12 protein-coding genes are annotated in these 11,074 nt (G+C 60.6%); all 12 read right to left on the bottom strand.

What is annotated here, in order from left to right; translation table 11 throughout:
• Positions 1 to 648 precede the first annotated feature (648 nt).
• Positions 649 to 1,737, bottom strand: coding sequence for an ABC transporter ATP-binding protein (locus JCM21793_RS15030; protein WP_025030891.1), 1,089 nt, complete (start codon positions 1,735 to 1,737; stop codon positions 649 to 651).
• Positions 1,738 to 1,762: 25 nt separating this feature from the next.
• Complete coding sequence (locus JCM21793_RS30445) at positions 1,763 to 2,248, bottom strand: carbohydrate ABC transporter permease (protein WP_244439788.1); 486 nt, start codon at positions 2,246 to 2,248, stop codon at positions 1,763 to 1,765.
• Positions 2,245 to 2,598, bottom strand: a complete 354-nt coding sequence (locus tag JCM21793_RS30440; RefSeq protein ID WP_244439787.1) for an ABC transporter permease family protein — start codon at positions 2,596 to 2,598, stop codon at positions 2,245 to 2,247. Before JCM21793_RS30440 ends, JCM21793_RS30445 begins: the two co-directional genes overlap by 4 nt.
• Positions 2,599 to 2,600: 2 nt before the next feature.
• Positions 2,601 to 3,560 carry a carbohydrate ABC transporter permease gene (locus JCM21793_RS15020; protein WP_025030890.1) on the bottom strand — a complete coding sequence of 320 codons (960 nt, stop codon included), beginning with the start codon at positions 3,558 to 3,560 and terminating at the stop codon, positions 2,601 to 2,603.
• A 32-nt stretch (positions 3,561 to 3,592) separates the two neighbouring features.
• On the bottom strand, positions 3,593 to 4,855 hold the full coding sequence (locus tag JCM21793_RS15015; RefSeq protein WP_036540502.1) for an ABC transporter substrate-binding protein: 1,263 nt from the start codon (positions 4,853 to 4,855) through the stop codon (positions 3,593 to 3,595).
• A gap of 193 nt (positions 4,856 to 5,048) precedes the next feature.
• Positions 5,049 to 5,969: a LysR substrate-binding domain-containing protein gene (locus JCM21793_RS15010; protein ID WP_025030888.1), complete on the bottom strand. Its 921-nt coding sequence runs from the start codon at positions 5,967 to 5,969 to the stop codon at positions 5,049 to 5,051.
• Positions 5,970 to 6,042: 73 nt separating this feature from the next.
• Positions 6,043 to 7,017 (bottom strand): ornithine cyclodeaminase family protein, encoded by a 975-nt coding sequence (locus tag JCM21793_RS15005; protein ID WP_025030887.1) that lies wholly within the window; start codon positions 7,015 to 7,017, stop codon positions 6,043 to 6,045.
• A 37-nt stretch (positions 7,018 to 7,054) separates the two neighbouring features.
• On the bottom strand, positions 7,055 to 8,146 hold the full coding sequence (locus tag JCM21793_RS15000; RefSeq protein WP_025030886.1) for an ABC transporter ATP-binding protein: 1,092 nt from the start codon (positions 8,144 to 8,146) through the stop codon (positions 7,055 to 7,057).
• Entirely contained in the window at positions 8,139 to 8,726 is a 588-nt protein-coding gene (locus tag JCM21793_RS26265) for an ABC transporter permease (protein ID WP_244439786.1), read from the bottom strand. The genes JCM21793_RS15000 and JCM21793_RS26265 overlap by 8 nt, the downstream gene beginning before the upstream one ends.
• Before the next feature lie 5 nt (positions 8,727 to 8,731).
• Positions 8,732 to 8,953, bottom strand: coding sequence for an ABC transporter permease subunit (locus JCM21793_RS30435; protein ID WP_244439785.1), 222 nt, complete (start codon positions 8,951 to 8,953; stop codon positions 8,732 to 8,734).
• A 2-nt stretch (positions 8,954 to 8,955) separates the two neighbouring features.
• Positions 8,956 to 9,882, bottom strand: coding sequence for an ABC transporter permease (locus tag JCM21793_RS14990; RefSeq protein ID WP_025030885.1), 927 nt, complete (start codon positions 9,880 to 9,882; stop codon positions 8,956 to 8,958).
• A 64-nt stretch (positions 9,883 to 9,946) separates the two neighbouring features.
• Positions 9,947 to 11,047 (bottom strand): ABC transporter substrate-binding protein, encoded by a 1,101-nt coding sequence (locus JCM21793_RS14985; protein ID WP_025030884.1) that lies wholly within the window; start codon positions 11,045 to 11,047, stop codon positions 9,947 to 9,949.
• Positions 11,048 to 11,074: the final 27 nt, after the last annotated feature.

The raw sequence follows: 11,074 nt of genomic DNA, 5'->3' as shown, positions 1-11,074 counted from the left end.
TCAACACAAAAATCCCCTAAACCAACCGGTTCGCGGGCCTGTTCTTTGGACCAGCCAAACCGCGCACGCCCTCTCTCCTCAATGAGGAAAGGCAAAGCGGAAACGCCGGGCCCGGAACGCCGCCAGTCACCTCAGACAGAACATCGGACGACGCCCCTCCCAAAGGTGCGCGCCGCCCAAACGACGGCCGCCTCAGCCGCCATAGACAAGCCCGGAAGCCAGAGCAGAGGGGCATCCACGACCCCAACAATCGTGGCAAGCGCCACTTCAGCTTCTAACATCTCTATACACCGCACTCGCCTATCCATAGCTAAGTTCCTTCCTCCGGATGAAGCGGTTGGATCGAAGCGCAGGCGCGGACCGGGAAGCGATGCCGGCGGTTTTCAATTGTGCCGCTCAGGCGGGGCCAAGCTCCAGGCCGGAAGGCTCCATTGAAAAAGCTCCTCCCCGAGACAGTGGAGCGTCAAACAGCCTCCGCTTATGACCGGACGCATTTTCTGGATGTTGAGTATAGAAACGAACACAGGATGCACCGCGCTCAGTGCGATAGCGCAAACGGAGAACCCGAGTAGTCAACCAACGTGCAGGGTCTTGTTGTGACTGCGCAACCAGCACGTGGCGGAAACTGGCAGTTGGTGCAATTCATGACTAACGTAACAGCTTGCCCTCCTGGTCAAAGAGACACAGCCGCTCCGGGGGAAAAACGACATTCGCTGGGTCACCAATCGCATATCTTTTCCCGTCCCAGCTGAGGGTGGTGATGGAAAGCCCGCCAGTTGCACCCACTGCGATGGTCAGTTGAGTTTCGGGCCCGCTTCGCTCGATGAACTTGATACACCCGTTCAGCTGGGATGGATCGGTCCGGCGCTGCAGAACGCAGTCTTCTGGTCGAATGCCCAGAAAGGCTGCATTCGGTTGCGCTTTTGTGCTTGCAGGTAGATCAATTGCGAGTTTGGGCTCGACCTTCGGCACGAAAACGGGGCCTCTCTGCAGTTGAGCGACTGTGCCTTCGATCACATTCATGGGAGGTGCGCCGATGAAGCTTGCCACGAATGTGTTCTCCGGCTTTCGATAGATTTCATCCGGTGTGCCGATCTGCTCGACGCGACCGCCGCGCAAGACCACGATTCTATCGGCCATGGTCATCGCCTCCACCTGATCATGGGTGACGAAGATCATGGTGGAACCCAGGCGTTGGTGCAGGAGTTTAATCTCTCGGCGCATCTGTACGCGCAGTGCCGCGTCCAGATTGGAGAGTGGCTCATCGAAAAGGAAGACGGAAGGTTCGCGTATGATAGCTCGGCCCATGGCGACGCGCTGGCGCTGCCCACCGGAAAGCTGGCGCGGGTAACGATCCAGCATGCCGTCAAGCCCGAGCAGGCTCGCCACTTCCGCCACTTTCGGCGCGCGTTTCGCTGGCGCAATGCCGGTCATTTTAAGCGGAAAGCCGATGTTGTCGGCCACGCTCATATGCGGGTAGAGCGCATAGTTCTGGAACACCATGGCCACATCACGGTCTTTCGGAGGAAGGTGATTTACCGCCCGGTCTCCAATCCGGATCTCGCCGCCGCTAATGCTCTCCAGTCCAGCCAGCATGCGTAAGAGCGTCGACTTTCCACAGCCGGAGGGGCCGACAAAAACAATGAACTCGCCGTCTTCGATGTTTATGTCTGCTCCGTGGATGACTTCTGCCAGCCCGTATTTCTTGACGACTTTGGAGAATGAAACGGTTGCCATGGGGTGTTTCGATTCCTGTTTGCGCTCAGCGCACGCTGCCGGCAAGCGCACCTGAGACGATGCGCCTTTGCATGATGAGAAAAACGACGATCACTGGAAGTGCGAAGACAAGGGCCGCCGCCATCTGCAGTTCATGCAGGGTGAAATATTCGCCGCGGAAGGACGAGATGCCTGTGGCTGCAGTCCAGAGCGATTGCGAGTTGATGAGGGTCTTGGCGAACAGAAAGTCGTGCCAGCTCGTTACGAAACCGTAGATGAAGATCGCGGCAAGGCCGGGCAGTGCCAGCGGCAGTGTTACATGCCAGTAGGCAGAAAGGCGCGAACAGCCATCAATGCGGGCCGCGCCTTCGAGGTCTGCGGGGATGCTGTCGAAGAATCCTTTGCTCATCCAGATTGCCAGTGGTGCCACGAGCGAGATGTGTCCAAGCACCATGCCCTGCATGGTGTCGAGCAGGCCGAAGTCGCGGAACAATATGTAAAGCGGCACGACGATGCTGGTGGCTGGCATCATCTGCGTGGCCAGAACCAGGATGAGGACGAGCCTGAACCGCGGAATCTTATGCGGCTAAGGGCGTAGCCGCAGGAGGCGCCAAAAGCGAGCGACAGGAAGGAAGAAGCCGCCGCGACGAAAATGCTGTTTCCGATCCAGCGCAGCATCGGGCGCTCGGTAAACAGCGTGGTGAAATTCTCGAACGTGATCTGCTCGGGGACGATACCGGCGAGGCTGCGGCTGAAGCCGGTTGGTGTCAGTGCGATCACAACCATCCAGTAGACCGGGAAAAGGACCACCATCCCCAGCAGCACCAATGCGGCGGTATGCAGGATGTTCGATGCGGTCGAGCTTCCTATAGGTTGCGCCATGGTCAGACGGCTCCGCCCGCACCGCGTTCCGCACGCTTCATCACGCGCAGATAGACAAGCACCATGGCGAGCGAAATGAGAACGGCGAGAATGCCGAGCGTCGCCGCATAGGAGAAATCCAGTTTGCGAAAGGCGGTGTTGTAGGTAAGCACGGTCATGGTCTCGGTCGCGCCGGCTGGTCCGCCTCCGGTGAGGATGAAGATGATGGGAAAGGATTTGAAGCCCATGATCATGAGGAGCACGACGATCACGGCCGTGACGGAGCTGAGCTGCGGCAGGGTGATGTAGCGGAACTGGTTGAAGGCGCTGGCCCGGTCGATCCTGGCAGCCTCGTAGAGTTCGTCGGGAATGGAGTGCAGCCCGGCCAGAAAGAAGATGTAGGCGACCGGGAATTCGTTCCACACCTGCGCCAGGATCAGCGCGGGAAGGGCGGTATCGCGGTCGATAAGCCAGTCGGTTCGGTCGAGAAAGGGCAGGGGGTCGAGAAGGCGGTTGATGACGCCGAAATTGCCTTCATACATCACTCCCCAGACCAGCGCGGTGACCACGGCTGGCACCGTCCAGGGTATCAGGAAGGTAAGCCGCGCAAGCGCTCGGAACCGGACAATGCGCCGTGTCAGAAGCGCCGCCGAAAGGGCAAGGACGATGGAGCCGATGACCGTACCGCCCATATAGAGCGCGGAGCGCCAGACCGCGTTCCAGACCTGCGCATCGAAGACCAGTTTCTCATAATTGTGCCAGCCAAAAGTGCCCGCCGCTGCCGGCCTGCGGAAGTTGATCGTGTCGAAGCTGAGTATGAGTGCCTTCAGCATCGGCAGACCGATCACAAACCCCAGAACCAGCAGGGCGGGCAACAGCATGATGAGAAGGAAGCCCCTTCCTTCTGTGAGGAAATTGGAGAGGCTGCTGCCGTCTCCGGCCAGTCGCCCGCCCTTTCCCTTCTTGTTGTTGAAGCCACTCATGCTTGATGTCGCCCGGATTTCTGATGCCGCACCTATTTGGCGCAGCAGTCTTCCAGTTTGGCCTGTGCTTCGGCGAGGCTCTCTTCGGCAGGCCTGTCGTCACGCAGGGTCAGCAGCACGGCGTCGACAACAATCGGCCATATCTCGTTGAACTGGTCGGCATGGCCGGGAATGGCCACCGGATGCGCGTTTCCGCTGCTTTTGATCCAGGGCTCCAGATAGGGGCGCGCCTCTTTCTGCGCATCGGTCAGCGCGTTCACCCCATAGGGAATGTATGGACTGTGATCGGAGAAGGTGGACTGCATCTCCGCGCTGGCCGCTGTTTGGATGAAGGCTTTGGCGGCGTCCGGATTTTTGGTTGCTGCGTTGACCGCCAGCGCCATGTTCACGCCACCGGTCCCGGGCCCGTCCCAAGGGTGAAGCGCCGATTTGTAGCAGTCGAAATTGTCGGAGTTGTTCTTCTCGATAAAGGGAAACTGCCATTGCCCGTCAATGGTCATGGCGGTCCCACCGGTGGCAAACAGCGAGCGCTGGTCTGTCTCCGTCATTCCCTTTGGAACGACGCCCGCATCATAGAGTGCCTTCATCTGCTTGAGGCCCGCGATCACAGGTTCAGAATCAAGCGTGAAATTGCCATCCGCATCGGCAAACGAGCCGCCATTGGCGATGCTCCACATGAGAAGCATCTCATAGGTGGGGTCTTCGTTGGCATTGACCATGTTCGCGCCATACCGCGTGACGCGCCCCGAATCGTCCTTCACCGTCAGCTTCTTCGCGTAGTCGAGAAACTCCTGCGGGGTCTGGGGCGGGCGGTCGAACCCGGCTTCCTTCAGATAGCAGGCGTTGTAAATCAGTTCGAGCGTACGACCGGTGATCGGCAGCGCATAGATTTCGCCATCCACTGTCAACGCATCGAAACCGCCATCGACGATCTGGTCCTTCACGCCGGAGTTTTCGAGAAAATCCGTCAATGGCATGAGCTGGCCGGCGGCAAGAAGCTCGCCGATGTTGTTCGGATTGACGGTCAGGATGTCCGCACCGGTGCCGCTGGCGGCCTGAATGAGCAATTGCTCGTAATATTCGCTTGCCGGCGTGTTGCGCGGCACCACCTTGTTGCCGGTCTTTTCTTCATAGGTCGACACCAGAAGCTGCCACCAGTCGCCCATTCCGGGCGCATCGTAATCGACCACCAGAAAGCTGATGTCGTCTTTTGCGGACGCGCCTGTCCCTCCCACCGCAAAGGCGGTGACGGCAAGGGCGCTGGCATAAAGCATTTTCCTCAGTTTACCGGGCATGTGTGTTCTCCTCTGGTTGTCGCCCGGCTGATCATCCACCCCTGTCTTCACTGGACAGGTATCCAGATTGCCGCGCTTCCCAAAGAAAGTCTGCCCTTGAGGTTGAACGGGCTCAAATCGCTTTTTGGAATAGGGCAGTGCCGTTCAGGCAAGGCGGGCAGGCAAGGCGGGCAGGCAAGGCCGTTGGGGGCTCTCAGGCTGCTTCGCTGCAGCCTGCCTCCCTCGCCACGCAGTCCATGACCCAGCCTCGCAGGGCAAGCACATTCCGGTCGCTGGCCGATCGCGCAGGCGTTATAAAATGATAGGCTTTTCTGCCACGCAGCGGCACATCGAACAGCACCGCCAGCTCTCCGGTCTCAAGCTCCCGCTCGACCATGAAGCGAGGAACCATCGCCGCGCCCTGCCCATGCACCGCAGCCATGATCAGCAATGGGAACTGATCGAACTGAGGGCCACGGGGAAGGCCGGGCCGGGCACATCCGGCCCGCTCGAACCACTCGGCCCAGAGGTCCGGCTGGTCCGTCAGGTGAAGGAGTGTACACTCGTGCAGAACCTCGGGAGAGTTGGGCCGCCTCGTGCGCATGAAATGCGGGCTCGCCACGGGCAGCAGCTCCTCCTCGAAAAGCGGCGCGCATGCCGCGCCACCCCATTGCGGCATGCCCTGCACGATGGCGCAGTCCAGCGCTTCGTCATCCGCTTCCAGCAGCGTTTTCGAGGTCACGAGATTGATGCTGAGGCCGGGATTGCGGTTCTGGAAAGCGCCAAGACGCGACACAAGCCAGCAGGCCGCCAGCCCGACCGGCGCCGCGATGGTGATGACGGCCTTGCCATCTGCGCCCTGCATCAGCGCCCGGGTCGAACTCTCCAGTTGCCCGAGAAGCGTTCGCACCTGGGGGAGATAGCGCCGTCCCATCTCCGTCAGGTGAACCTGATGATTGTTGCGGGCGAGAAGGGCCACACCAAGCATCTGTTCCAGCTGGCGCACCCGTTTGGAAACGGCCCCTTGCGAAAGCGAGAGATCCTTGGCGGCCTGTGAAAAGCTCAGATGTCTGGCCGTCGCCTCGAAGGCGATCAGGCCGGAAACGGAAGGGATCAAACGTCGCGGCAGTTCCATGACACTCCCCTTGTCTTCACCTCACGATCATCAGTCAGAATGCGGCGGCGGCGCATTGGCCGCCGCCACAGGATCAGCTCGAGCAGCGTGTCGAGAAGGGCCGGCCGTGGTGCCGGTCCATGAGATATTTGGCGACGTAGTAATCGATATGGCTGCCGCCGCCATTTTTCATCATGGTGATTTCGTCGGCCGACTGGCGCCCCTTCACCTTGCCCTGGCAAAGCTCGAAGAGATCGCCGCGCACATCGTCCGGCGTGATGATGCCGCGCTCATACGGCCCGAGGAATTCGCCGGAACGCGTGGTGGTCTGGCGATGATCGACGAAGATGGAAGCGCGCTTGAGAACATCGTCGTCGGCCTCGCGCATTTCAGGCGTGAAGGAGCCGACGAGATCCACATGGGCACCGGGCTTCAGGAGCTTGCCCTTCAGATGCGGTTCGTTGGCCATGGTGGCGCTTGAGATGATGTCGGCTTCGCTCACGGCCTTGTCGAGGTCGAAGACCACCTCCGCTTCGATCCCTTCTGCGGCGAGCGTCTTTGCCAGCGCTTCGGCATTGGCCGCCGTGCGGTTCCACAGCATGACACGCTTGAGGTTGGGCCGGGCGGCAAGATGCGCCTTGACCAAATAGGGTGCCAGCCCACCAGCGCCGATCATCAGGAAGTTCTCCGCATCCTCCCGCGACAGAAGCTTCGAACCGAAAGCAGAATCCGATGACGTCTTGCGGAAGATCACGGCCTCGCCGTCAATCACAGCCTCGGCAACGCCCGTGTCGGCATTGATGAAGACATAGATCGAGTTCACGGTCGGCAGATTGTGCCGCGTCTTGTTGTTGGGGAAAGAGGTCACCAGCTTTGCCAGAATGCCCTCCTGCGGTTCCCATGCCGGCAGGATGATGAAGATGTCCGGCTGGCCCTGCGGGTTCGGCTCCTGATAGATCAGGCGGTCGGACTGTTTGGGCATGCCGCCCTTGTGCGCAGCTTCAAGTGCGGCGAACAGGCCTTCATAATCCAGCAGTTCATGCACGCGTTTGGCATCGATCATTTCCATCAGGACGTCTCCATTTCACAGTCTGTTTGTTGCGCGCTCATCGACCGGCGATGATCGCGAGATTGTCTGCTCGGCAATGCAGTCTGATTTCCGCGCCTTCTCCGATCGAGATCGGCGGCCTTGCATCGACCAGCAATGACTTTTCGTCCGCTGTCTCGACATTGAGATGCACGCGGTCGCCGAGATAGGTCTGGTCGGTCAGGCGGCCGGATAGCTGGATGTCGCCCTTGCGACGGCTTGCTCCGATATCGAACGCCTCCGGGCGGATCACCACCGAGACCGCCTCACCCACATCCGGCTTTCTGTGCGAAGTCACGCGAGCGGCCGGAACGCGCCAGTGTGCATCGCCCACGGAAAGTGTCAGGTGGTCCCCGTCCTTCGCTTCGACCGTCGCTTCGAACAGGTTGGTGGCGCCGACGAAATCGGCAATGAACAGCGTTGCGGGATTGGCGTAGATGTTTTCGGGGCTGTCGAGCTGTTCGATCTTGCCCTTGTTCATCACCGCCACCAGGTCCGACATGGACATGGCTTCCTGCTGGTCATGGGTGACGAAAACAAAGGTCTTGCCCGTGCGCCGCTGGATGGCCTTCAGCTCACGCTGCATGTCCTGCCGCAGTTTTAGATCAAGCGCGCCAAGAGGCTCATCAAGAAGCAGCGCTGCCGGATCGGGTGCCAGCGCACGGGCGAGCGCCACACGCTGCCGCTGGCCTCCCGACAGCGCGTCGGGGTAGCGATTGGCGATGTCGGGCAGGCGGATAAGTTCCAGAAGCTCCGTGGAGCGGCGGGCAATGGCGCTCTTTTCCATGCCCTGCATCTCGCAGCCGAAACCGATGTTCTGGGCAACGGTCATGTGGGGAAAGAGCGCGTAGTCCTGAAACACCATCTTCACCGGGCGGTTGTGTGCAGCCGCGTTGGTGATGTCCTTTCCGTCAACCAGTATGGTGCCACTATCCGGCTCGGCCAGGCCGACAATGGAGCGCAGCAACGTGGACTTTCCGCAGCCCGACGGCCCCAGAAGCGTGATGAACACGCCGCGCTCGATGGTGAGCGAAACATCGTCGATGACCCGCAGCGCCCCATAGGCCTTGCAGATGTTCTTCAGTTCGATGGCGGGTACGGGATCAGTCATTCTTGGCACCGGAAGTCAGGGAGGTTTCGCTGCGCAGGCTGCGCTTGCGCACAAAGCGTTCGGCATAAAGGCCAAAGCCGGTCGTGGCGATGAGGACGAGCGTCGAGATGGCGGCAAGGCCCGGATCGAAACCGAAACGCAGCCTCGCAAACAGGAGAACCGGGAAGGTCTGCTCGAACCCGCCGAGGAAGAACGAGCGCACGAAATCCTCGAACGACAACAAGAGGCAGAACATGAAGGCGCCCAGCAGCGCCGGCGACAGGTAGGGCAGCACGATGCGCACGAGAATGATGACGTCGTCCGCACCCAGATTGCGTGCCGCATCCGCCATGTTGCGGCCCATCGTGTTGAGACGGGTCAGGACCATGATGACGACGAAGGGCACGGAGCCGACCGCATGGCCGAAGGCGATTGCCGCGGTCCCCGTTTCAAGACCGATCCGCCCGATGAAGATGCGCAGCGAAATCGCCGAGACGACCACCGGCAGGAATGCCGGCAAAAGAATGAGCGCGATCAACAGCCCACGCATGACACCCGACGTGCGGGCAACGGCGAAGGCAATCGGCAGGCCGACCGCCACCGATATCACCGTGGAGAAAACGGCGACCCGGGCTGAAAGCCACAGCGCTCCATGACATCGCGGTCGAGCAGCACCTCGCTGTACCATTTCGTCGTCCAGCTATGGATCGGAAAGGCAACGAAGTTGGAATCGCGGAACCCCATCGCCGCCATCACGAGCAGCGGCAGGAACAGATAGGCGACGAACAGCCAGAAGAGGCCGGGCAGGGCGAGATTGCGCAGTTTCATGATCATGCCCTCCCGCGGCCGCGCCGCTGAAAGATCGCCACGAAGAGGCCCACATAGGCAAGTGCCGCTCCAGTCAGGATGATGCTGAAGGCACTGCCCTGCGGCCATGATGCTCCGGCCTTGGCGAAGATCTGGCCGATCGTTGTGGCAAACAGCGTGTTGCCCGGTCCGCCCAGAAGCTGCGGCATGGCGTAGAGGCCGATCACCAGCAGGAACACCAGCGAGCAACCGGCCACCACGCCGTCGCGCGACAGCGGCAGAACGATGCGCAAAAAGCGCCGCCAGGCGGGTGCGCCGAGATTGGCCGCCGCCTCCAGCACGTTGTCATCGATCTTTTCAAGCGCCGCATAGAGCGGCAGGAGCATGTAGAGTGAGGTCAGGTAGATGACGCCGATGGTCAGCGAAAAATTGTTGTACAGCAGTTCCACCGGCGTGCCCGGCATGCCGATGAAGGAGAAGAACGAGTTCACCGCCCCGCGATTGGCCAGCATCACGATCCACGCAAAGCTGCGGATGATCTCGCTGACCCAGAAGGGGGCGATCACCAGAAGCAGCAGCCTTGTGCGCCTGCCGCGCGGTGCCACCTTGGCGATGTAGTAGGCAATCGGAAAGACAACGAGCAGCGTCAGCAAGGTCACCACCGTTGCAAACACGAAGGAGCGCATAAACGCCGTGAGGTATAGCGGGCGCTCGAAGAAGCTCGCATAGTTTGCCAGCGTCCAGCGTGCGGCCTCCCCCTCGCGCACGGGGAAGCTATCATAAAAGCTCACCAGCACCATCTGCGCCAGCGGCGCGACCGTCGTGCCGATAATCCACAGAAGCGGCACAATGCACACGATCAAAACCCGCGCCAGTGGTGAGCGGGCATAGAGATCGGTCAAGCCGCGATAGACGGAATACCGTCGCAAATGAATGAGCAGGCGGGTCATGAATACTCGTTTTCGGCTTCGATGCCGGCCGCCAGAAAGGCAGCCGGCTGTTCTTTGGCGCTGATCAGGCGGCGCGGATTTCTTCCGCCGCCTTGTCGATCAGATCGAAGATGAAGGGCGCCGTTTCCACATCCACCCAGGAAAGGCGGCTGCGTTCCTCTGCGCTCAGCGCCAGCGCCTCTTTCTCCTGATCCGTCAACAGCGCTTCGGTGCCCTTGATGGTGGAGGAGAGGCCGGTGGAACGCACGATCTCGGCACCATTCTCTGCATCTGCCAGCAGCGCGTTCAGGAAGGTGTACGCGTTCTCCATGTTGGCCGCATCCTTGGTGATGTTGAAGCCATAGGCATAGGCGAGCCCGCCTTCCCTGGGGATCGTGTAGGCTGCCGGGAAACCGTCGATGATCAGCTGCGAGGAAGGGCCCGAGCCCGCCTGCGCCAGCGCCACGTCGCCCGTCACCATCATCTGCTGGATCTCGGTCGCCGCTTCATAGTAACGCCGCACCATGTGCTTGTGCTCGATCAGGAAATCCCGCGTCGCGTCGACCGCACGCTGCGCCACGTCCGGCGTGTTCATGTAGGAAGCGGCCGAACCGTCATAGCCCAGATAGTTCATGGCGATCTGGAAGAAATCCTGGATCTGATAGGCCGTGCGCCCGGCATTGGCCTCGTTGAACATCACATCCCAGCTTTCCGGCGCTTCGATCTCCTCGGTGTTGTAAAGAAGACCGGTGGAGACCACCACAAGCGGCACACCCCACTGCTCGCCCGAGCGCGAGACCCATGATGCGCTCGCATATTCGTCCTCGATGCGGTTCCAGTTGCCGAGCTTTGCGCGGTCGATGGGCGCAAGGAAGCCTGCATCGATGAACTGGTAGAAGCGATGCCCGGCGCAGGTCACGATATCGGCGCTGAACTTGCCGTCCTCCGCAGCCATCAGGTTGAACTGCTCACCCTGGTCGGTGACGGTACGGATGTTGAGGCGAATGCCCGTCTCGTCCTCGAAGCGCCTGCGAAACGCATCGGTGATGAAGCCGTCATAGGCCCAGATGTTAAGTTCGCCGCTCGCCGCACGGGCGGGGCGGATCAGTCCGGGTGCGCACAGGCCGGCTACACCGGCAATCCCCATCCCGGTAAGCACTGTTCGTCTTGTCGGCTTGAAAGTCATGGCCGTTCTCCTCTTTTTCTCTGTTTT

This window comes from Nitratireductor aquibiodomus NL21 = JCM 21793 (assembly GCF_000615975.1).
GTDB lineage: Bacteria > Pseudomonadota > Alphaproteobacteria > Rhizobiales > Rhizobiaceae > Nitratireductor > Nitratireductor aquibiodomus.
The sequence above is the reverse complement of the archived record's forward strand: the minus strand, read 5'-3'. Positions and strand labels throughout refer to the sequence as shown.

Excerpts from the sequence above, each read along its gene's own strand:
- JCM21793_RS15030 (WP_025030891.1), bottom strand. The coding sequence starts at position 1,737 with ATGGCAACCGTTTCATTCTCCAAAGTCGTCAAGAAATACGGGCTGGCA.
- JCM21793_RS30445 (WP_244439788.1), bottom strand. The coding sequence starts at position 2,248 with ATGATGCCAGCCACCAGCATCGTCGTGCCGCTTTACATATTGTTCCGC.
- JCM21793_RS30440 (WP_244439787.1), bottom strand. The coding sequence starts at position 2,598 with ATGGCGCAACCTATAGGAAGCTCGACCGCATCGAACATCCTGCATACC.
- JCM21793_RS15020 (WP_025030890.1), bottom strand. The coding sequence starts at position 3,560 with ATGAGTGGCTTCAACAACAAGAAGGGAAAGGGCGGGCGACTGGCCGGA.
- JCM21793_RS15015 (WP_036540502.1), bottom strand. The coding sequence starts at position 4,855 with ATGCCCGGTAAACTGAGGAAAATGCTTTATGCCAGCGCCCTTGCCGTC.
- JCM21793_RS15010 (WP_025030888.1), bottom strand. The coding sequence starts at position 5,969 with ATGGAACTGCCGCGACGTTTGATCCCTTCCGTTTCCGGCCTGATCGCC.
- JCM21793_RS15005 (WP_025030887.1), bottom strand. The coding sequence starts at position 7,017 with ATGGAAATGATCGATGCCAAACGCGTGCATGAACTGCTGGATTATGAA.
- JCM21793_RS15000 (WP_025030886.1), bottom strand. The coding sequence starts at position 8,146 with ATGACTGATCCCGTACCCGCCATCGAACTGAAGAACATCTGCAAGGCC.
- JCM21793_RS30435 (WP_244439785.1), bottom strand. The coding sequence starts at position 8,953 with ATGAAACTGCGCAATCTCGCCCTGCCCGGCCTCTTCTGGCTGTTCGTC.
- JCM21793_RS14990 (WP_025030885.1), bottom strand. The coding sequence starts at position 9,882 with ATGACCCGCCTGCTCATTCATTTGCGACGGTATTCCGTCTATCGCGGC.
- JCM21793_RS14985 (WP_025030884.1), bottom strand. The coding sequence starts at position 11,047 with ATGACTTTCAAGCCGACAAGACGAACAGTGCTTACCGGGATGGGGATT.